Genomic DNA, 18,539 nt, shown 5'->3' with positions numbered 1-18,539 from the left:
AGGCAGTTTTGCCCGGGTTCGACGGGAGGGGAGGTCGGGGCCTTGCCTTGACTGGGGGCAAGATCCTCTTTAGACTCTTGTACCCCTAAATTTGGCGGGAATTCGTTCCTGCCATTTTGCTTTTCTTGCAAGACAATAGCGTCGCAAGACAACAGTGGAGCTAGTAGATGGCAACTATCAACCAGCTGGTACGTCAGCCGCGTAAGCGTATCGTCGAGAAATCCGACGTGCCTGCGCTGCAGAACTGCCCGCAACGTCGTGGCGTATGCACCCGTGTGTATACCACCACGCCGAAAAAACCTAACTCGGCACTGCGTAAAGTATGCCGTGTGCGCCTGACCAACGGTTTCGAGGTTTCCTCGTACATCGGCGGTGAAGGCCACAACCTGCAAGAGCACAGCGTGGTACTGATCCGCGGCGGTCGTGTAAAAGACTTGCCAGGTGTTCGTTATCACACCGTACGCGGCTCCTTGGATACTTCCGGCGTTAAAGGTCGTAACCAGGGTCGTTCGAAGTACGGTACCAAGAAGCCTAAGTAGTAGCGGCTTTTTGTAAAACTGAATCATCTTATTTTCTGAGTCGATAAGAGTAAGGTCGGAGGCGTCCCGAAAGGGCACCGATTCCGAGCGAACCTGAAGACCGTTTGAGGGCTTATCCATGCCAAGAAGACGCGTAGCAGCCAAGCGCGAAGTGCTTGACGATCCAAAATACGGAAGCCAAATTCTGGCCAAGTTCATGAACCACGTGATGGAAAGCGGCAAGAAAGCCGTTGCCGAGCGTATCGTTTATGGCGCGCTGGAGAAGGTTAAAGAACGCAAGAACAGCGACCCCCTGGAAATCTTCGAGAAAGCTCTCGACGCCATCGCTCCGCTGGTCGAAGTGAAGTCGCGCCGTGTAGGCGGTGCTACTTACCAGGTTCCGGTCGAAGTTCGTCCGTCCCGTCGTAACGCTCTGGCAATGCGCTGGTTGGTAGACTTCGCCCGTAAGCGCGGCGAGAAGTCTATGGCTCTGCGTTTGGCCGGCGAACTGTTGGACGCTGCTGAAGGTAAAGGTGCTGCTGTTAAGAAGCGTGAAGACGTGCACCGTATGGCTGAAGCTAACAAAGCTTTCTCGCACTACCGCTTCTAATCTTAGCTTCACTAATTTTGCGAGGGCTTTATGGCTCGTACTACTCCGATTAGCCGCTACCGTAACATCGGTATCGTTGCTCACGTGGATGCTGGTAAAACCACCACCACCGAGCGCGTACTGTTTTACACCGGCAAAAGTCACAAAATGGGCGAGGTGCATGATGGCGCCGCGACCACAGACTGGATGGTTCAGGAGCAGGAGCGTGGTATTACCATTACTTCTGCTGCTATTACCGCCTTCTGGAAGGGTTCCGAGAAGCAGTACAAAGATGAGCACCGCTTCAACGTTATCGATACCCCAGGCCACGTAGACTTCACTATTGAAGTTGAGCGTTCCCTGCGCGTACTCGACGGCGCTGTCGTTGTGTTCTGCGGTACCTCGGGTGTCGAGCCTCAGTCGGAAACCGTATGGCGTCAAGCCAACAAATACGGCGTTCCACGTCTTGTTTACGTAAACAAGATGGACCGTGCTGGTGCCAACTTCCTGCGCGTGATCGGTCAGATCAAGCAGCGTCTGGGTCATACTCCGGTGCCAATCCAATTGGCTATCGGTTCCGAAGACAACTTCCAGGGTCAGATCGATCTGATCAACATGGAAGCGGTCTACTGGAATGACGCTGACAAAGGTATGGTTCCTGTTCGCAAGCCTATCCCTGCAGAATTGCAGGAACTGGCTGACGAGTGGCGCAACAACATGGTTGAGGCTGCCGCCGAAGCCAGCGAAGAGCTGATGAACAAGTACCTCGAAGGTGAAGAACTCACCAACGTGGAAATCAAGGCTGCTCTGCGTCAGCGTACTATCGCTGGTGAGATCGTCTTGGCTGTTTGCGGTTCTTCCTTCAAGAACAAGGGTGTTCCCCTCGTTCTCGACGCCGTGATCGACTACCTGCCTGCTCCTACCGACATTCCTGCTATCAAGGGTACCAACCCTGATAACGAGGAAGAAGAGATGGAGCGTCATGCTGACGACAGCGAGCCGTTCTCGGCTCTGGCGTTCAAGATCGCTACCGACCCATTCGTGGGTACTCTGACCTTCGTCCGCGTTTATTCGGGCGTGTTGGCCTCCGGCGACGGCGTGATCAACTCGGTCAAAGGCAAGAAAGAGCGTGTGGGTCGTATGGTGCAAATGCACGCAAACGCCCGTGAAGAGATCAAGGAAGTGCGCGCTGGTGACATCGCGGCCTTGATCGGCATGAAGGACGTCACCACTGGTGAGACTTTGTGCGACGCTGCCAAGCCAATCATCCTGGTTCGCATGGACTTCCCGGAGCCGGTTATTTCGGTTGCCGTAGAGCCTAAGACCAAGGATGACCAGGAAAAAATGGGTATCGCTCTGGGCAAGCTTGCTCAGGAAGATCCATCTTTCCGCGTCAAAACTGATGAAGAGACTGGTCAAACGATCATCTCTGGCATGGGCGAGTTGCACCTGGACATCCTGGTTGACCGGATGCGCCGTGAGTTCAACGTTGAAGCCAACATCGGTAAGCCTCAGGTTTCCTATCGTGAGCGCATCACGAAGAACTGCGAAATCGAAGGCAAGTTCGTTCGTCAATCCGGCGGTCGTGGTCAGTTCGGTCACTGCTGGATCCGTTTTGCTCCTGCTGACGAAGGTCAGGAAGGTCTGCAATTCGTGAACGAAGTAGTGGGTGGTGTTGTTCCTAAGGAATACATCCCTGCTATCCAGAAGGGTATCGAAGAGCAGATGAAGAACGGTGTTGTTGCCGGCTATCCGCTGATCGGCCTGAAAGCAACCGTTTTTGACGGTTCTTACCACGACGTCGACTCCAACGAGATGGCGTTTAAGGTGGCTGCTTCCATGGCAACCAAGCAACTGGCCCAGAAGGGCGGTGGTGAGTTGCTTGAGCCAATCATGGCGGTAGAAGTTGTTACACCTGAAGACTATATGGGTGATGTCATGGGCGACCTTAACCGTCGTCGCGGCATGATCTTGGGTATGGAAGACACGGTTTCCGGCAAAGTGATTCGCGCCGAGGTTCCGTTGGGTGAGATGTTCGGTTATGCGACCGACGTTCGCTCCATGTCCCAGGGTCGCGCAAGCTACTCTATGGAATTCAAAAAATACAACACAGCTCCGGCGCACATCGCTGAAACTGTATCCAAAAAACAAGGCTGATTCAGTCCTTTAGGCAAGGAGTTAATTGTCGTGGCTAAAGAAAAATTTGATCGTTCCCTACCGCACGTCAACGTTGGCACTATCGGTCACGTTGACCACGGTAAAACCACTCTGACCGCAGCTCTGACTCGCGTCTGCTCCGAGGTTTTCGGTTCGGCAGTCGTTGATTTCGATAAGATCGACAGCGCTCCAGAAGAAAAAGCTCGTGGTATCACCATCAACACCGCGCACGTCGAGTACAACTCGAAGATCCGTCACTACGCTCACGTTGACTGCCCAGGTCACGCTGACTATGTGAAGAACATGATCACTGGTGCTGCCCAGATGGACGGCGCGATCCTGGTTTGCTCGGCCGCTGATGGTCCGATGCCACAAACCCGTGAGCACATCCTGCTGTCCCGTCAAGTAGGCGTTCCGTACATCGTGGTTTTCCTGAACAAGGCTGACCTGGTAGACGACGCTGAGCTGCTGGAACTGGTTGAGATGGAAGTGCGCGATCTGCTGAGCACTTACGACTTCCCAGGCGACGACACTCCGATCATCATCGGTTCTGCTCGTATGGCGCTGGAAGGCAAAGACGATAACGAAATGGGCACCACTGCCGTTCGTAAACTGGTTGAAACCCTGGACAGCTACATCCCAGAACCAGTTCGTCTGACCGACAAGCCATTCCTGATGCCAATCGAAGACGTATTCTCGATCTCCGGTCGTGGTACTGTTGTGACTGGTCGTATCGAGCGCGGTATCGTTCGCGTTCAAGATGCGCTGGAAATCGTTGGTCTGCGTGACACTACCAACACTGTCTGCACTGGTGTTGAAATGTTCCGCAAGCTGCTCGACGAAGGTCGTGCTGGCGAGAACTGCGGCGTTCTGCTGCGTGGTACCAAGCGTGACGACGTTGAGCGTGGTCAGGTTCTGGTTAAGCCAGGTTCGGTTAAGCCGCACACCAAGTTCACCGCAGAAGTTTACGTTCTGAGCAAGGAAGAAGGCGGTCGTCACACTCCGTTCTTCAAAGGCTACCGTCCACAGTTCTACTTCCGTACTACTGACGTGACTGGTAACTGCCAGCTGCCAGAAGGCGTTGAAATGGTAATGCCAGGCGATAACATCCAAATGGAAGTTACCCTGATCAAGACCATCGCAATGGAAGACGGTCTGCGCTTCGCTATCCGTGAAGGCGGCCGTACCGTTGGTGCTGGTGTTGTAGCTAAAATCATCGAGTAAGCGTCTCTTCTGAGATAGCTTTGATGCTTTGAAAAGCCCCCGCTCAGCGGGGGCTTTTTTATTGGGTTGACACCTATCTAGGGCGTCTATAGAATTGCGCCTCCTTTTAACGGGCGTATTGCGCTCGCTGGGAATAGCAGCCGGAGTCTGAAATCCAATGCAAAATCAGCAAATCCGTATCAGGTTGAAGGCTTTTGACCATCGCCTGATCGACCAATCCACCCAGGAAATCGTGGAAACCGCGAAACGTACTGGTGCTCAAGTGCGTGGTCCAATTCCACTGCCTACCCGTAAAGAGCGGTTCACCGTTCTGGTCTCCCCGCACGTCAACAAAGACGCGCGTGACCAGTACGAGATCCGTACTCATAAGCGCGTACTGGACATCGTCCAGCCAACGGATAAAACCGTTGATGCTCTTATGAAGCTCGATCTGGCGGCCGGTGTGGAAGTACAGATCAGCCTCGGCTAAGACTTGGGTCTTAGTCGTGTAACGCTCTGAAATGGGCGGCCATAGCGGGTGAAAGCCCCGTACACTCATGAGGTTTACAACATGACTATTGGTGTAGTCGGTCGTAAATGCGGTATGACCCGTATTTTCACCGAAGAAGGTGTCTCCATTCCGGTTACGGTCATTGAGATCGAGCCGAATCGCGTCACCCAGTTCAAAACTGAAGAAACCGATGGCTATCGTGCAGTGCAAGTCACTGTCGGCGAGCGTCGCGCTTCGCGTGTGACTGCTGCTCAAGCAGGTCACTTCGCTAAAGCAAACGTTGCAGCTGGTCGTACTGTCATGGAGTTCCGTCTTGAAGAAGGCGACTACCAGGCTGGCGATCTGATCAACGCTGAAATCTTCGCTGCTGGTCAACTGGTTGATGTAACCGGTCAGTCCAAAGGTAAAGGCTTCCAGGGTACGATCAAGCGTTGGAATTTCCGTGGTCAAGACAACACTCACGGTAACTCCGTTTCCCACCGCGTCCCGGGCTCTATTGGCCAGTGCCAGACTCCTGGTCGTGTATTCAAGGGCAAAAAAATGTCCGGTCATATGGGCGCTGAGCGCGTGACCGTGCAGTCCCTCGAAGTAGTGCGCGTCGACGCTGAACGCAATCTGTTGTTGGTCAAGGGTGCTGTTCCTGGCGCTACTGGCGGCAACCTGGTTGTACGTCCAGCGGCCAAGGCTCGCGGTTAAGGGGAAGCTGACATGCAATTAAATGTAAATGACGCTCAAGCGATCGAAGTTTCCGAACTGACATTTGGCGGCGAATTCAACGAGACGCTGGTTCACCAAGCAGTCGTGGCCTACATGGCCGGCGGCCGTCAAGGTAGCAAGCAGCAAAAGACCCGTTCCGACGTTCGTGGTGGCGGTAAGCGCCCTTGGCGTCAGAAAGGTACTGGCCGTGCTCGTGCCGGTACTATCCGTAGCCCAATCTGGCGCGGCGGCGGTACCACTTTCGCAGCTCGTCCGCAGGATCACTCTCAGAAGCTCAACAAGAAGATGTATCGCGCAGCACTGCGCTCCATCCTTGCTGAACTCGTGCGTACTGATCGCCTGGTCGTGGTTCAGGACTTCGCTGTTGAAAGTCCAAAAACCAAAGATCTGCTGGGCAAACTGAACAACATGAGCCTGACCGACGTTTTGATCGTGTCTGAAGCTGTTGATCAGAACCTGTACCTGGCTGCTCGTAACCTGCCACACGTTGATGTACGTGACGTGCAAGGTTCCGATCCAGTTAGTCTGATCGCATACGACAAGGTGTTGATCACCGTGTCGGCCGTGAAGAAATTCGAGGAGCTGCTGGGATGAACCAGGAACGCGTATTTAAAGTTCTGCTTGGCCCGCACGTTTCCGAAAAGGCTACGGTTCTGGCTGACAAGAAAGGCCAGTTCGTTTTCAAGGTTGCAACTGACGCAACCAAGCTGGAAATCAAGAAGGCCGTCGAAAGCCTGTTCAGCGTGAAAGTTGAGCGTGTTACTACCCTGAATGTTCTGGGTAAGAGCAAGCGCACTGCTCGCGGTCTGGGCAAGCGTAATGACTGGAAGAAGGCAGTTATCTCCCTTCAGCCAGGCCAAGATCTCGATTTCAGCAGCAGTGCTGAGTAAGGAAGGGGTGCATCATGGCAATCGTTAAATGCAAACCGACTTCCCCTGGCCGCCGTTTTGTGGTCAAGGTGGTCAACCAGGAGCTGCATAAAGGCGCTCCTCACGCACCGCTGCTCGAGAAGAAATCGAAGACTGGTGGTCGTAACAACAATGGTCGTATTACCACTCGTCACATTGGTGGTGGCCATAAGCAGCATTATCGTCTGGTCGACTTCCGTCGCAACGACAAAGATGGCATCGCTGCCACTGTCGAGCGTATCGAATACGATCCAAACCGTACTGCTCACATCGCTCTGCTGCTGTACGCAGATGGCGAGCGTCGCTACATCATCGCGCCTAAAGGCGTGAGTGCTGGCGACCAGCTGATCGCAGGTGCCTTGGCGCCGATCAAGCCGGGCAACGCTCTGCAGCTGCGTAACATTCCAGTTGGTAGCACCGTACACGGCATCGAATTGAAGCCAGGTAAAGGCGCGCAAATCGCTCGTTCCGCTGGTGCTTCGGCTCAGCTGATCGCTCGTGAAGGTGTCTACGTGACCCTGCGTCTGCGTTCTGGTGAGATGCGTAAAGTGCTGGCTGAATGCCGCGCGACCCTGGGTGAAGTCTCGAACTCCGAGCACAGCCTGCGTTCGCTGGGTAAAGCTGGTGCCAAACGCTGGCGTGGCGTTCGCCCAACCGTTCGTGGTGTTGCCATGAACCCGGTTGACCACCCACACGGTGGTGGTGAAGGTCGTACCTCTGGTGGTCGTCATCCGGTATCGCCATGGGGCTTCCCGACTAAGGGCGCGAAGACTCGTGGTAATAAGCGTACCGACAAAATGATCGTCCGTCGTCGCAAGTAAATAGAGGGATACGACAGTGCCACGTTCTCTGAAAAAAGGTCCTTTTATTGATCTTCACCTACTGAAGAAGATCGAAGTGGCGGCGGAAAAGAACGATCGCAAACCAGTTAAGACCTGGTCGCGTCGTTCGATGATCCTGCCACAAATGGTCGGTCTGACCATCGCTGTACACAACGGTCGTCTGCACGTCCCAGTTCTCGTTAACGAAGACATGGTCGGCCACAAACTAGGCGAGTTTGCCGGTACCCGCACTTATCGTGGGCACGTGGCAGACAAGAAAGCCAAGCGTTAAGGGGTAAGGAAATGGAAGTAGCCGCTAAGTTGTCGGGCGCTCGAATCTCCGCCCAGAAAGCCCGCTTGGTCGCCGACCAGATCCGCGGGAAGAAGGTGGGCGAAGCGCTCAACCTGTTGGCTTTCAGCAGTAAGAAAGCCGCCGAGATCATGAAGAAAGTGCTGGAGTCGGCCGTAGCCAACGCCGAGCATAACGAAGGCGCAGACGTTGATGACCTGAAGGTCAGCACCGTTTTCGTCAACGAAGGGCGTTCGCTGAAGCGCATCATGCCACGTGCCAAAGGCCGTGCTGATCGCATCGTCAAGCGGTCTTGCCATATCACTGTCAAGGTTGCTGACAAGTAACGGAGTCGAAGAGATGGGTCAGAAAGTACATCCCATTGGCATTCGCCTGGGAATCGTCAAGGAGCACACCTCCGTCTGGTACGCAGACGGTCGGACTTATGCGGACTATTTGTTCGCTGATCTGAAGGTGCGTGAGTATCTCCAAGACAAACTAAAAAGCGCGTCCGTAAGCCGTATCGATATCCATCGTCCGGCGCAAACTGCACGTATCACCATCCACACCGCTCGTCCAGGTATCGTTATCGGGAAGAAAGGTGAAGATGTTGAGAAACTGCGTCAGGACCTGACCAAGCAAATGGGTGTGCCTGTGCACATCAATATCGAAGAGATCCGCAAGCCGGAGCTCGACGGTATGCTGGTTGCGCAGAGCGTAGCTCAGCAGCTGGAGCGTCGCGTAATGTTCCGTCGCGCTATGAAGCGCGCCGTACAGAACGCCATGCGCATTGGTGCCAAAGGCATCAAAATCCAAGTGAGCGGTCGTCTCGGCGGTGCTGAAATCGCACGTACTGAATGGTATCGCGAAGGTCGTGTGCCACTGCACACCCTGCGTGCCGACATCGACTATGCCAACTACGAAGCTCACACCACTTACGGTGTGATCGGTGTAAAGGTTTGGATCTTCAAAGGCGAAGTAATTGGTGGTCGCCAAGAAGAACTGAAACCACAAGCACCAGCGCCTCGTAAAAAAGCTGCTAAGTAAGGGGTACGCCAAATGTTGCAACCTAAGCGTACGAAGTTCCGCAAGCAGATGACAGGCCACAACCGTGGTCTGGCTCAGCGCGGTAGCAAAGTCAGCTTCGGCGAGTTCGCGCTGAAGTCTGTAGCTCGTGGTCGTCTCACCGCTCGTCAGATCGAGTCAGCGCGTCGTGCACTGACCCGTCACGTTAAACGTGGCGGCAAGATCTGGATCCGTGTATTCCCGGACAAGCCGATCTCCAAAAAGCCTCTCGAGGTTCGGATGGGTAAAGGTAAGGGTAACGTGGAATACTGGGTAGCCCAGATTCAGCCAGGCAAGGTCCTGTATGAAATCGAGGGTGTAACTGAAGAGCTGGCGCGTGAGGCTTTTGCCCTGGCTGCTGCAAAGCTGCCGCTCGCCACCGCCTTTGTTAAACGGACGGTGATGTGATGAAAGCGAATGAACTTCGTGAAAAATCCGCACAGCAGCTGAACGAGCAACTGCTCGGCCTGCTGCGCGACCAGTTCAATCTGCGTATGCAGAAAGCAACTGGCCAGTTGGGGCAGTCTCATCTGCTCTCGCAAGTTAAGCGTGACATCGCTCGCGTGAAGACTGTGCTCAACCAGCAGGCAGGTAAGTGATCATGGCTGAAGCCGAAAAGACTGTCCGTACGCTGACTGGCCGTGTTGTCAGCGACAAGATGGACAAAACCATCACCGTTTTGATCGAGCGTCGTGTTAAGCACCCGATCTACGGTAAATATGTTAAGCGTTCGACTAAGCTGCACGCGCACGACGAAACCAACCAGTGCCACATCGGCGACAAAGTCACTATTCGTGAAACTCGTCCGCTGGCCAAGACCAAGTCTTGGGCATTGGTTGATGTTCTCGAACGCGCTGTGGAAGTCTAAGGACTAGGGGTCGGAGAAATTATATGATTCAGACTCAATCCATGCTCGATGTGGCCGATAACAGCGGCGCTCGCCGTGTTATGTGCATCAAGGTGCTGGGTGGCTCCCATCGTCGTTACGCTGGTATCGGTGACATCATCAAGGTTACCGTCAAGGAAGCAATTCCTCGCGGTAAAGTGAAAAAAGGCCAAGTGATGACTGCTGTTGTAGTCCGCACTCGTCACGGCGTACGTCGTGCAGATGGCTCCATTATCCGCTTTGATGGCAACGCTGCTGTTCTTCTGAACAACAAGCAAGAGCCGATCGGCACCCGTATCTTTGGGCCAGTGACCCGTGAACTTCGTACTGAGAAGTTCATGAAGATCGTCTCGCTCGCCCCAGAAGTGCTGTAAGGAGATCCGACATGCAAAAGATTCGTCGTGACGACGAGATCATCGTGATCGCCGGCAAAGACAAAGGTAAGCGCGGTAAGGTGCTTAAGGTTCTCGCTAATAACCGTCTGGTTATCGGTGGTCTGAACCTGGTCAAGCGTCATACCAAGCCTAACCCGATGTCGGGCGTGCAGGGCGGTATCGTCGAGAAAGAAGCTCCGCTGGACGCTTCTAACGTCGCCATCTTCAACGGCGAAACCAACAAGGCTGACCGCGTTGGTTTCAAAGTAGAAGACGGTAAGAAAATTCGTGTCTTCAAGTCGACCCAAAAAGCGGTTGATGCTTGAACACTGCTAGGTAGATTAGACCATGGCACGACTACAAGAGATTTACCGGAAGGAAATCGCCCCTAAGCTTAAGGAAGAACTTAAGCTTGGGAATGTGATGGAAGTTCCGCGCGTTACCAAAATCACCCTGAACATGGGTCTGGGCGAAGCGATCGGTGACAAAAAAGTCATCGAGCACGCTGTTGCTGACCTGGAAAAGATCACCGGCCAGAAAGTCGTTGTGACCTACGCTCGCAAATCCATCGCTGGCTTTAAAGTCCGTGAAGGTTGGCCGATCGGCGTCAAAGTGACTCTGCGCCGTGAGCGTATGTACGAATTCCTTGATCGTCTGCTGTCGATCTCCCTGCCTCGGGTTCGCGACTTCCGCGGCCTGAATGCCAAGTCCTTCGATGGTCGTGGTAACTACAGCATGGGCGTGAAAGAGCAGATCATCTTCCCGGAAATCGACTACGACAAGATCGATGCTCTCCGCGGTCTGGACATCACCCTGACCACCACTGCCAAGAACGATGATGAAGGTCGCGCCCTGTTGCGTGCTTTCAAATTCCCGTTCCGCAACTGATTGGAGTAGGACCATGGCCAAGATGAGCATGAAAAACCGCGAGCTGAAGCGTCAGCTCACGGTTGCCAAGTACGCCAAGAAGCGTGCAGCACTGAAAGCAATCATCGTTGATCTGAACGCAAGTCCAGAAGCGCGTTGGGAAGCTACAGTTGCCCTGCAGAAGCAGCCACGTGACGCAAGCGCTTCGCGCATGCGTAACCGCTGCCGCCTGACCGGTCGTCCACACGGCGTTTACCGCAAGTTCGGCCTCGGCCGTAACAAACTGCGTGAAGCGGCAATGCGTGGTGACGTACCAGGTCTGGTTAAAGCCAGCTGGTAAGTACTTTCAGCGTCCAGGTGGTCTGAATCGAAAGATACGGACCGCCGGTGACCTTGAATCTGGAACAAGCCCCTTTTGGGGCTTGTTTCATTTCCGGAGTGTGTCTAAAATACGCGGCTCGCCTGAGCCCGTGTTTTTTACCCGGAAGTTCTCAGCGACATATGTAGCCGCAAGGCTAATTTTTTTGTATTAGGAGCGTCTAGCCCATGAGTATGCAGGACCCGTTAGCGGACATGCTAACTCGTATCCGTAATGCCCAGATGGCTGAAAAGTCCGTCGTAAGCATGCCATCTTCCAAGTTGAAGGTTGCTGTTGCCAAAGTCCTGAAAGACGAAGGCTACATTGCGGGTTATCAGATCAGCAGCGAAATCAAACCACTGCTGTCCATCGAGCTGAAGTACTTCGAAGGCCGTTCGGTCATCGAGGAAGTGAAGCGCGTTAGCCGTCCAGGCCTGCGTCAGTACAAGTCCGCTGAAGATCTGCCGAAAGTTCGTGGCGGTCTGGGCGTGTCTATCGTCTCCACCAACAAAGGTGTGATGACGGATCGTGCTGCGCGCGCTGCCGGTGTCGGCGGCGAAGTTCTTTGCACTGTGTTCTAAGGGGGGATAAGCATGTCTCGCGTCGCTAAGAACCCCGTTAAGCTGCCAGCCGGTGTCGAAGTCAAATTCGCAGGCCAACAGCTTTCGGTGAAGGGTGCCAAGGGCACTCTTGAACTGAATATCCATTCGTCCGTTGAGATCGTTGAAGAAGCTGGTGAGCTGCGTTTCGCTGCTCGCAATGGCGATCAACAAACTCGCGCAATGGCTGGTACCACGCGTGCGTTGGTAAACAACATGGTCCAAGGCGTAAGCCAAGGCTTCGAGCGTAAGCTCCAGCTGGTCGGTGTTGGTTACAAAGCGCAAGCAAAAGGCACGGTTTTGAACCTGGCCCTTGGCTTCTCGCACCCAGTGGATTACGAACTGCCGGAAGGCATCACCGCTGAGACTCCTAGCCAGACCGATATCCTGATCAAGGGCATCGATAAGCAACTGGTAGGTCAAGTGGCTGCTGAGATCCGCGACTTCCGTCCACCAGAGCCGTACAAAGGCAAAGGTGTGCGCTACGCGGACGAAGTCGTCCGTCGTAAAGAAGCCAAGAAGAAGTAGGGCATAGCAAATGACCGACAAAAAAGTTACTCGACTGCGTCGCGCTCGCAAAGCACGCCTGAAAATGCACGAACTCGAAGTCGTGCGTCTCTGCGTGTTCCGCTCGTCGCAGCACATCTACGCCCAGGTCATCTCGGCCGACGGCAACAAAGTCCTGGCCAGCGCCTCGACTTTGGATAAAGAACTGCGTGATGGTGCCACTGGCAACATCGACGCGGCCACAAAGGTTGGCCAGCTGGTCGCTACGCGTGCTAAGGCCGCTGGCGTCTCGCAAGTGGCTTTCGACCGCTCTGGCTTCAAGTACCACGGCCGCGTTAAAGCGCTGGCTGATGCTGCTCGTGAAGCTGGGCTGGAGTTCTAAGTTATGTCAAATAACGACCAAAAGCGCGACGAAGGCTACATTGAGAAGCTGGTTCAAGTTAACCGCGTAGCCAAAACCGTTAAAGGCGGCCGTATCTTCACTTTCACCGCGTTGACCGTGGTGGGTGATGGTAAAGGGCGCGTTGGCTTCGGCCGTGGCAAGTCACGTGAAGTGCCTGCTGCGATCCAGAAGGCAATGGAAGCTGCTCGTCGCAACATGATCCAAGTTGATCTGAACGGCACCACGCTGCAGTACGCAATGAAGTCCGCTCACGGTGCTTCGAAGGTGTACATGCAGCCTGCTTCTGAAGGTACCGGTATCATCGCTGGCGGCGCTATGCGTGCTGTCCTCGAGGTTGCTGGCGTTCAGAACGTTCTGGCCAAGTGCTATGGCTCGACTAACCCGGTAAACGTGGTTCACGCCACTTTCAAGGGTTTGAAAGCTATGCAATCTCCTGAATCCATTGCCGCCAAGCGTGGCAAAAGCGTCAAGGAGATCTTCTGATCATGGCTACCGTTAAAGTAACGCTGATCAAAAGCATGACCGGCCGCATCCCTAACCACAAATTGTGCGTTAAGGGTTTGGGTCTGCGTCGCATCGGTCACACTGTAGAAGTCCAGGATACTCCCGAGAATCGCGGGATGATCAACAAGGCTTACTACATGCTGCGTGTCGAGGGTTAATCGATGAAACTCAATGATCTGAGTCCAGCGCCGGGTTCCCGTCGCGAAAAGCATCGTCCGGGCCGTGGTATCGGTAGCGGTTTGGGTAAGACTGGTGGCCGTGGCCACAAAGGTCAAACCTCCCGCTCCGGTGGCACCATTGCTCCAGGCTTTGAAGGCGGTCAACAGCCGCTGCATCGTCGCCTGCCTAAGTTCGGCTTCGTTTCCCTGAAGGCCATGGACCGCGCAGAAGTGCGTCTGTCCGAACTGGCTAAAGTGGAAGGCGACATCGTTACTGTGCAGACCCTGAAAGATGCCAACGTGATCAACGTCAACGTACAGCGTGTGAAAATCATGCTGTCCGGTGAAGTGACTCGCGCTGTCACTATCGGCAAGGGAATCGGCGCCACCAAAGGTGCGCGTTCGGCTATCGAAGCAGCTGGCGGCAAGTTCGAGGAATAAATGGCTAAGCAAGGTGCTCTCTCAGCGCTCGGCAAAGGCGGTATGTCTGAACTTTGGGCTCGTCTGCGTTTTCTGTTCCTGGCGATTATCGTCTACCGAATAGGCGCACACATCCCGGTTCCAGGTATCAACCCGGACCGACTCGCAGACCTGTTTCGACAGAATGAGGGGACCATTCTTAGCTTGTTCAACATGTTTTCCGGCGGCGCGCTGGAACGGATGAGCATTTTTGCACTGGGGATCATGCCGTACATCTCGGCATCGATCATCATGCAACTGATGACCGCCGTCAGCCCGCAGTTGGAGCAGTTGAAGAAGGAAGGTGAAGCTGGCCGTCGCAAGATTAGCCAGTACACCCGCTACGGCACTGTCGTCCTCGCCCTGGTCCAGGCTATCGGCATGTCCGTTGGCCTGGCAGGGCAGGGCGTTGCGTTCACTGGTGACTTTGGCTTCCATTTCGTCGCGGTATCCACGTTTGTGGCTGGTGCGATGTTCATGATGTGGCTGGGTGAGCAGATTACTGAGCGTGGTGTTGGTAACGGTATCTCGATGTTGATTTTCGCAGGTATCGTCGCCGGTCTTCCGAGAGCAATCGGGCAGTCTTTCGAGTCTGCACGTCAGGGTGATATCAATATTTTCGCCCTGGTTGCCATCGGTTTGCTGGCAGTAGCGATTATCGGTTTTGTGGTGTTCATTGAGCGTGGCCAGCGTCGTATTGCTGTTCACTACGCCAAGCGTCAGCAGGGCCGTAAGGTTTTTGCTGCGCAGACCAGCCACTTGCCGCTGAAAGTGAATATGGCCGGTGTTATTCCGGCAATTTTCGCGAGCAGCATTTTGCTGTTTCCGGCTTCGTTGGGTACCTGGTTTGGTCAGTCTGAAAATATGGGCTGGCTGCAGGACCTCTCTCAGTCGATCGCTCCTGGTCAGCCGTTGAATATTCTGCTGTTTAGTGCAGGGATTATTTTCTTCTGCTTCTTCTATACGGCGTTGATGTTCAATCCGAAAGACGTAGCGGAAAACCTGAAGAAGTCCGGTGCCTTTATTCCGGGTATTCGTCCAGGTGAGCAGTCGGCACGCTACATTGATGGCGTTCTGACTCGTTTGACCCTGTTCGGTGCTCTATATATGACGGCCGTGTGCTTGTTGCCCCAGTTCCTGGTGGTTGCAGCAAACGTTCCGTTCTACCTTGGCGGGACCTCGTTGCTGATCGTGGTCGTGGTTGTGATGGACTTCATGTCCCAAGTACAATCGCACCTCGTTTCGCACCAGTACGAATCCCTGATGAAGAAAGCCAACCTGAAGGGTTACGGCAGCGGCATGTTGCGCTGAGTACCCATAAGGTTCGAGGAGTTGGTGATGAAAGTTCGTGCATCGGTGAAAAAGCTGTGCCGTAACTGCAAGATTATTCGCCGCGAAGGTGTTGTTCGAGTAATTTGCAGCGCGGAACCGCGTCACAAACAGCGCCAAGGCTGAGTGTGATCCGCTTGAAGCCCGGCAGCTAGTGCGCTGCCGGGTTGATTATTTGTTATTACAGCGATATTATCTCGCGCCCTATTTCTTGGCTTCCGGGGCGTAGGTAGCTGTCAATTGGAGTCCCACTGAATGGCCCGTATTGCAGGCGTTAACATTCCAGATAACAAGCACACTGTTATCTCGCTGACCTACATCTATGGTGTTGGTCGCACTACTGCGCAGAAAATTTGCGCAGTTGCTGGGGTAAACCCAGCCGCTAAGATCAAGGATCTGAGCGACGAGCAGATTGAATTGCTGCGTGGCGAAGTGGCGAAGTTCACCACTGAAGGTGACCTGCGTCGCGAAATCAACATGAAAATCAAGCGTTTGATGGACCTCGGTTGCTATCGCGGTCTGCGTCATCGTCGTGGTCTTCCAGTGCGCGGTCAGCGTACCAAGACTAACGCGCGTACCCGTAAAGGTCCGCGTAAGCCGATCCGCAAGTAATCGCCCCAGCGAATCGACAGGAAAATTATCATGGCAAAACCTGCTGCTCGTCCTCGTAAAAAAGTTAAAAAGACAGTGGTTGATGGCATCGCCCACATCCATGCATCTTTTAACAACACCATCGTGACCATCACCGACCGTCAAGGTAACGCGCTTTCTTGGGCTACCTCCGGTGGTTCGGGTTTCCGCGGTTCCCGCAAGTCCACGCCGTTTGCTGCTCAAGTAGCTGCTGAACGTGCTGGTCAAGCTGCGCTGGAATATGGCCTGAAAAACCTCGACGTTAACGTCAAAGGTCCAGGTCCAGGTCGTGAGTCTGCTGTCCGTGCTTTGAACGGCTGTGGCTATAAGATCGCCAGCATCACCGACGTGACGCCAATCCCGCACAACGGGTGCCGTCCGCCGAAGAAGCGCCGCGTGTAATCCAGGAGATTGTAAAGAATGGCTCGTTACATTGGTCCAAAATGCAAACTCGCTCGTCGCGAAGGCACCGATCTCTTCCTGAAGAGCGGCGTGCGCGCGATCGAATCGAAGTGCAACATTGAAGCAGCACCTGGTATCCACGGCCAACGCCGCGGTCGCCAGTCCGATTACGGCACCCAACTGCGTGAAAAGCAGAAGGTCCGTCGTATCTACGGCGTTCTCGAGCGTCAGTTCAGCGGCTACTACAAAGAAGCTGCTGGCAAGAAAGGTGCAACCGGTGAAAACCTGCTGCAACTGCTCGAATGCCGTCTGGACAACGTTGTATACCGTATGGGCTTTGGTTCGACTCGTGCCGAATCCCGTCAGCTGGTATCGCACAAGTCGATCAGCGTTAACGGTCAGACCGTAAACGTTCCGTCCTACCAGGTTCGTGCTGGTGACGTGGTCGCAGTTCGCGAGAAAGCAAAAAACCAACTTCGCATTGTCCAAGCTCTCGATCTGTGTGCCCAACGTGGCCGCGTAGAATGGGTAGAAGTAGACACTGAGAAGAAGTCGGGCGTTTTCAAGAACGTTCCTGCTCGCAGTGATCTGTCCGCCGACATCAACGAAAGCCTGATTGTCGAGCTCTACTCCAAGTAAGGGCTAGAAAATAGGTGCATCCATGCAGATTTCGGTAAATGAGTTCCTGACACCCCGCCACATTGATGTGCAGGTTGTCAGTCCAACCCGCGCCAAGATCACTCTCGAGCCTCTCGAGCGTGGTTTTGGCCACACCCTGGGCAACGCGCTGCGCCGCATCCTGTTGTCCTCAATGCCCGGCTGTGCAGTAGTCGAGGCCGAGATTGACGGTGTGCTCCACGAGTACAGCGCCATCGAAGGTGTACAGGAAGACGTAATTGAAATCCTGTTGAACCTTAAAGGTCTGGCTATCAAGCTGCACGGCCGTGACGAAGTTACGCTGACCTTGTCGAAGAAGGGTTCGGGGGTGGTTACCGCTGCCGATATTCAGCTGGATCATGATGTCGAGATCGTTAACCCCGATCACGTAATCGCTAACCTGGCGTCTAACGGCGCCCTGAACATGAAGCTCACCGTAGCTCGTGGTCGTGGTTATGAACCGGCCGACTCGCGTCAGAGCGATGAAGACGAAAGCCGCAGCATTGGTCGCTTGCAGCTTGACTCTTCGTTCAGCCCGGTTCGCCGTATCGCATACGTGGTGGAAAACGCCCGTGTCGAGCAGCGTACTAACCTGGACAAGCTGGTTATTGATCTGGAAACCAACGGTACTCTGGATCCTGAAGAGGCTATCCGCCGCGCTGCAACCATTCTGCAACAGCAGTTGGCTGCGTTCGTCGACCTCAAAGGTGACAGTGAACCAGTGGTAATCGAGCAGGAAGACGAGATCGATCCGATCCTGCTTCGCCCGGTTGACGATCTGGAACTGACTGTACGTTCGGCTAACTGCCTTAAGGCGGAAAACATTTACTACATCGGCGACCTGATTCAGCGTACCGAAGTAGAACTGTTGAAGACTCCGAACCTGGGCAAGAAATCCTTGACTGAAATCAAGGACGTTCTGGCCTCCCGCGGTCTGTCCCTCGGCATGCGCCTCGACAACTGGCCGCCTGCAAGTCTTAAGAAGGACGACAAGGCGACTGCCTGATCGTCGTAATCACCGAACGTGAGTTTGGTAAGGAATGAACCATGCGTCATCGTAAAAGTGGTCGTCACCTGAGCCGTACCAGCTCGCACCGCAAGGCCATGTTTCAAAACATGGCGGTGTCGCTGTTCGAGCACGAGCTGATCAAAACTACACTGCCGAAAGCTAAAGAACTGCGTCGCGTTGCTGAGCCGCTGATCACTTTGGCCAAGACAGACAGCCTGGCTAACCGCCGTCTGGCTTTCGACCGTACTCGTTCGAAAGCTATCGTTGGTAAGCTCTTCAACGACCTGGGCAAGCGTTACGCTACCCGTGAGGGTGGCTACCTGCGCATCCTCAAGTGCGGTTTCCGCGCTGGCGACAACGCGCCTATGGCGTACGTCGAGTTGGTTGATCGTGCTACTGCCGGCGAAGCTGTAAGCGCCGAGTAAGACGACAAGCTGTAACGAAGAACCGGGCCCAGTGCCCGGTTTTTTGTGGGCGTAGCAAAAGCGATCTATATTTTTCAGGTCGCTGCCGACTTTCCTAAGCTCCCAATTATTTGTGCTGGTGGTTGATTAGTTATTCTCTATCAAAGGCCATGATTTAATGAATTTGATGGTGTCATCTTGATCGGCAATACTTC

Annotated in this window: 32 protein-coding genes; all 32 read left to right on the top strand. The window is 54.2% G+C overall.

The features are described 5' to 3' along the window. Window positions 1-167 precede the first annotated feature (167 nt). The 32 genes from rpsL to rplQ all read left to right on the top strand — a co-directional run bounded on the left by rpsL (window position 168) and on the right by rplQ (window position 18,345). Window positions 168-539 carry a 30S ribosomal protein S12 gene (gene rpsL, locus J3D60_RS18155; RefSeq protein ID WP_002555494.1) on the top strand — a complete coding sequence of 124 codons (372 nt, stop codon included), beginning with the start codon at window positions 168-170 and terminating at the stop codon, window positions 537-539. Window positions 540-657: 118 nt separating this feature from the next. Beyond that, window positions 658-1,128, top strand: coding sequence for a 30S ribosomal protein S7 (rpsG, locus tag J3D60_RS18150; RefSeq protein WP_002555493.1), 471 nt, complete (start codon window positions 658-660; stop codon window positions 1,126-1,128). A 30-nt stretch (window positions 1,129-1,158) separates the two neighbouring features. Next, window positions 1,159-3,264 carry an elongation factor G gene (gene fusA, locus J3D60_RS18145; protein ID WP_003210087.1) on the top strand — a complete coding sequence of 702 codons (2,106 nt, stop codon included), beginning with the start codon at window positions 1,159-1,161 and terminating at the stop codon, window positions 3,262-3,264. Window positions 3,265-3,294: 30 nt separating this feature from the next. Next, window positions 3,295-4,488 carry an elongation factor Tu gene (tuf, locus tag J3D60_RS18140; protein WP_027605166.1) on the top strand — a complete coding sequence of 398 codons (1,194 nt, stop codon included), beginning with the start codon at window positions 3,295-3,297 and terminating at the stop codon, window positions 4,486-4,488. Between the two features lie 157 nt (window positions 4,489-4,645). Further along, on the top strand, window positions 4,646-4,957 hold the full coding sequence (gene rpsJ, locus J3D60_RS18135; protein WP_003186070.1) for a 30S ribosomal protein S10: 312 nt from the start codon (window positions 4,646-4,648) through the stop codon (window positions 4,955-4,957). A gap of 81 nt (window positions 4,958-5,038) precedes the next feature. Beyond that, window positions 5,039-5,674: a 50S ribosomal protein L3 gene (gene rplC / locus J3D60_RS18130; RefSeq protein WP_007253310.1), complete on the top strand. Its 636-nt coding sequence runs from the start codon at window positions 5,039-5,041 to the stop codon at window positions 5,672-5,674. A gap of 12 nt (window positions 5,675-5,686) precedes the next feature. Next, on the top strand, window positions 5,687-6,289 hold the full coding sequence (gene rplD, locus J3D60_RS18125; RefSeq protein ID WP_003176424.1) for a 50S ribosomal protein L4: 603 nt from the start codon (window positions 5,687-5,689) through the stop codon (window positions 6,287-6,289). Beyond that, the gene (gene rplW, locus J3D60_RS18120; protein ID WP_002555488.1) at window positions 6,286-6,585 is read left to right on the top strand and encodes a 50S ribosomal protein L23; all 300 of its coding nucleotides are present in this window, start codon (window positions 6,286-6,288) and stop codon (window positions 6,583-6,585) included. Before rplD ends, rplW begins: the two co-directional genes overlap by 4 nt. Window positions 6,586-6,599: 14 nt before the next feature. Further along, window positions 6,600-7,424 carry a 50S ribosomal protein L2 gene (gene rplB / locus J3D60_RS18115; RefSeq protein ID WP_003210080.1) on the top strand — a complete coding sequence of 275 codons (825 nt, stop codon included), beginning with the start codon at window positions 6,600-6,602 and terminating at the stop codon, window positions 7,422-7,424. Window positions 7,425-7,440: 16 nt separating this feature from the next. Beyond that, window positions 7,441-7,716 carry a 30S ribosomal protein S19 gene (gene rpsS / locus J3D60_RS18110; RefSeq protein WP_003232420.1) on the top strand — a complete coding sequence of 92 codons (276 nt, stop codon included), beginning with the start codon at window positions 7,441-7,443 and terminating at the stop codon, window positions 7,714-7,716. An 11-nt stretch (window positions 7,717-7,727) separates the two neighbouring features. Beyond that, a complete protein-coding gene (gene rplV, locus J3D60_RS18105; RefSeq protein WP_003103908.1) occupies window positions 7,728-8,060 on the top strand; it encodes a 50S ribosomal protein L22 in 333 nt (110 codons plus the stop codon). A 13-nt stretch (window positions 8,061-8,073) separates the two neighbouring features. Further along, window positions 8,074-8,760: a 30S ribosomal protein S3 gene (gene rpsC, locus J3D60_RS18100; protein WP_003176422.1), complete on the top strand. Its 687-nt coding sequence runs from the start codon at window positions 8,074-8,076 to the stop codon at window positions 8,758-8,760. A gap of 12 nt (window positions 8,761-8,772) precedes the next feature. Beyond that, window positions 8,773-9,186, top strand: a complete 414-nt coding sequence (gene rplP, locus J3D60_RS18095) for a 50S ribosomal protein L16 (protein ID WP_003232424.1) — start codon at window positions 8,773-8,775, stop codon at window positions 9,184-9,186. Beyond that, window positions 9,186-9,377, top strand: coding sequence for a 50S ribosomal protein L29 (gene rpmC / locus J3D60_RS18090; RefSeq protein WP_002555481.1), 192 nt, complete (start codon window positions 9,186-9,188; stop codon window positions 9,375-9,377). Before rplP ends, rpmC begins: the two co-directional genes overlap by 1 nt. A gap of 2 nt (window positions 9,378-9,379) precedes the next feature. Then, window positions 9,380-9,646, top strand: coding sequence for a 30S ribosomal protein S17 (rpsQ, locus tag J3D60_RS18085; protein ID WP_003176419.1), 267 nt, complete (start codon window positions 9,380-9,382; stop codon window positions 9,644-9,646). A gap of 23 nt (window positions 9,647-9,669) precedes the next feature. Further along, window positions 9,670-10,038, top strand: coding sequence for a 50S ribosomal protein L14 (rplN, locus tag J3D60_RS18080; RefSeq protein ID WP_002555479.1), 369 nt, complete (start codon window positions 9,670-9,672; stop codon window positions 10,036-10,038). A gap of 11 nt (window positions 10,039-10,049) precedes the next feature. Continuing rightward, complete coding sequence (gene rplX / locus J3D60_RS18075) at window positions 10,050-10,364, top strand: 50S ribosomal protein L24 (protein WP_003176416.1); 315 nt, start codon at window positions 10,050-10,052, stop codon at window positions 10,362-10,364. 22 nt (window positions 10,365-10,386) lie between these two features. Then, window positions 10,387-10,926: a 50S ribosomal protein L5 gene (rplE, locus tag J3D60_RS18070; RefSeq protein WP_003194642.1), complete on the top strand. Its 540-nt coding sequence runs from the start codon at window positions 10,387-10,389 to the stop codon at window positions 10,924-10,926. Window positions 10,927-10,939: 13 nt separating this feature from the next. Then, the gene (gene rpsN, locus J3D60_RS18065; RefSeq protein ID WP_003176414.1) at window positions 10,940-11,245 is read left to right on the top strand and encodes a 30S ribosomal protein S14; all 306 of its coding nucleotides are present in this window, start codon (window positions 10,940-10,942) and stop codon (window positions 11,243-11,245) included. Between the two features lie 206 nt (window positions 11,246-11,451). After that, window positions 11,452-11,844 carry a 30S ribosomal protein S8 gene (gene rpsH, locus J3D60_RS18060; RefSeq protein WP_003176413.1) on the top strand — a complete coding sequence of 131 codons (393 nt, stop codon included), beginning with the start codon at window positions 11,452-11,454 and terminating at the stop codon, window positions 11,842-11,844. Between the two features lie 12 nt (window positions 11,845-11,856). Continuing rightward, a complete protein-coding gene (gene rplF / locus J3D60_RS18055) occupies window positions 11,857-12,390 on the top strand; it encodes a 50S ribosomal protein L6 (protein ID WP_003176412.1) in 534 nt (177 codons plus the stop codon). A gap of 10 nt (window positions 12,391-12,400) precedes the next feature. Then, complete coding sequence (gene rplR, locus J3D60_RS18050) at window positions 12,401-12,751, top strand: 50S ribosomal protein L18 (RefSeq protein WP_003186037.1); 351 nt, start codon at window positions 12,401-12,403, stop codon at window positions 12,749-12,751. 3 nt (window positions 12,752-12,754) lie between these two features. After that, window positions 12,755-13,255 (top strand): 30S ribosomal protein S5, encoded by a 501-nt coding sequence (rpsE, locus tag J3D60_RS18045; RefSeq protein ID WP_003186035.1) that lies wholly within the window; start codon window positions 12,755-12,757, stop codon window positions 13,253-13,255. Between the two features lie 2 nt (window positions 13,256-13,257). Next, window positions 13,258-13,434: a 50S ribosomal protein L30 gene (gene rpmD / locus J3D60_RS18040; protein WP_003176408.1), complete on the top strand. Its 177-nt coding sequence runs from the start codon at window positions 13,258-13,260 to the stop codon at window positions 13,432-13,434. 3 nt (window positions 13,435-13,437) lie between these two features. Beyond that, window positions 13,438-13,875 carry a 50S ribosomal protein L15 gene (rplO, locus tag J3D60_RS18035; RefSeq protein WP_003176407.1) on the top strand — a complete coding sequence of 146 codons (438 nt, stop codon included), beginning with the start codon at window positions 13,438-13,440 and terminating at the stop codon, window positions 13,873-13,875. Next, window positions 13,876-15,204: a preprotein translocase subunit SecY gene (gene secY, locus J3D60_RS18030; protein ID WP_003194637.1), complete on the top strand. Its 1,329-nt coding sequence runs from the start codon at window positions 13,876-13,878 to the stop codon at window positions 15,202-15,204. A 27-nt stretch (window positions 15,205-15,231) separates the two neighbouring features. After that, the gene (gene rpmJ, locus J3D60_RS18025; protein ID WP_002555468.1) at window positions 15,232-15,348 is read left to right on the top strand and encodes a 50S ribosomal protein L36; all 117 of its coding nucleotides are present in this window, start codon (window positions 15,232-15,234) and stop codon (window positions 15,346-15,348) included. A gap of 129 nt (window positions 15,349-15,477) precedes the next feature. Next, window positions 15,478-15,834: a 30S ribosomal protein S13 gene (gene rpsM, locus J3D60_RS18020; protein WP_024077676.1), complete on the top strand. Its 357-nt coding sequence runs from the start codon at window positions 15,478-15,480 to the stop codon at window positions 15,832-15,834. A 30-nt stretch (window positions 15,835-15,864) separates the two neighbouring features. Continuing rightward, window positions 15,865-16,254 carry a 30S ribosomal protein S11 gene (gene rpsK, locus J3D60_RS18015; protein WP_002555466.1) on the top strand — a complete coding sequence of 130 codons (390 nt, stop codon included), beginning with the start codon at window positions 15,865-15,867 and terminating at the stop codon, window positions 16,252-16,254. A gap of 18 nt (window positions 16,255-16,272) precedes the next feature. Next, entirely contained in the window at window positions 16,273-16,893 is a 621-nt protein-coding gene (gene rpsD / locus J3D60_RS18010; protein WP_003176404.1) for a 30S ribosomal protein S4, read from the top strand. Window positions 16,894-16,915: 22 nt separating this feature from the next. Then, the gene (rpoA, locus tag J3D60_RS18005) at window positions 16,916-17,917 is read left to right on the top strand and encodes a DNA-directed RNA polymerase subunit alpha (protein ID WP_003176403.1); all 1,002 of its coding nucleotides are present in this window, start codon (window positions 16,916-16,918) and stop codon (window positions 17,915-17,917) included. Between the two features lie 41 nt (window positions 17,918-17,958). Beyond that, window positions 17,959-18,345 carry a 50S ribosomal protein L17 gene (rplQ, locus tag J3D60_RS18000; protein ID WP_003176402.1) on the top strand — a complete coding sequence of 129 codons (387 nt, stop codon included), beginning with the start codon at window positions 17,959-17,961 and terminating at the stop codon, window positions 18,343-18,345. The last annotated feature ends 194 nt before the right edge of the window (window positions 18,346-18,539 follow it).

Source organism: Pseudomonas sp. S3E17, from assembly GCF_024168685.1.
Lineage (GTDB): Bacteria > Pseudomonadota > Gammaproteobacteria > Pseudomonadales > Pseudomonadaceae > Aquipseudomonas > Aquipseudomonas marginalis.
This window is presented reverse-complemented; position numbering and strand designations above follow the sequence as displayed.